Genomic DNA, 239 nt, shown 5'->3' with positions numbered 1-239 from the left:
GTCCTGGCCCTTGTCCGAAGCCAGATAATGACTCTCTTCAGGGTGGTTGATGAATCCTGTCTCAATAAGTACAGATGGCATGGCATTCATACGCAGCACGTGAAGGTTTTTCTGCCACACGCCTCTGGATGTTCTTTTGTCTTTATTTACAAAGTTTTCCTCAACCAAACCTCCCAAAAGAAGACTCGATTCCAGATATTTGCTTTGCTGAAGCTTCAGTGCGATAAGAGATTCCGGAG

General features: G+C 45.2%; 1 protein-coding gene. It reads right to left on the bottom strand.

The genetic code is table 11. The features are described 5' to 3' along the window. Nucleotides 1-239 (bottom strand): N-acetylmuramoyl-L-alanine amidase family protein (locus ACPYOJ_RS36575; RefSeq protein WP_481420567.1); only part of this gene is annotated, 239 nt, incomplete at both ends.

It is taken from the genome of Rhizobium sp. SVR5-9E, from assembly GCF_056755095.1.
Note: the sequence above shows the minus strand (reverse complement) of the source record. Positions and strands in the feature narration are given on the sequence as shown.